Genomic DNA, 284 nt, shown 5'->3' with positions numbered 1-284 from the left:
AATGCTACGAAACCAAGCAACATTGCTGCTACCGTAATTGCAATCGTGAAACCAAGCATAATATACTCGCTCAGCATTTCAAAGAATGATTGTTTCTTCTTATTTTCTAACTGCAGTGTATCTTCTTCTTCTGTAATATCGTACGGATTAATAATATGAATAATAATGAAGCCACTAAATAAATTTAATACAAGTGCTGTTACTACATATTTTGGCTCAATCATTTTCATATACGAACCAACGATCGACATCGATACTGTCGACATTGAAGATGCACATAGTGT

General features: G+C 33.8%; 1 protein-coding gene. It reads right to left on the bottom strand.

The annotated features are described in order from the left end of the window. Positions 1–284: nucleoside transporter C-terminal domain-containing protein (locus tag KI356_RS25955; RefSeq protein WP_274388406.1), on the bottom strand; the 284-nt coding region annotated here is incomplete at both ends.

The organism is Bacillus hominis, from assembly GCF_018332515.1.
Classification (GTDB): domain Bacteria; phylum Bacillota; class Bacilli; order Bacillales; family Bacillaceae_G; genus Bacillus_A; species Bacillus_A hominis.
The sequence above is the reverse complement of the archived record's forward strand: the minus strand, read 5'-3'. Positions and strand labels throughout refer to the sequence as shown.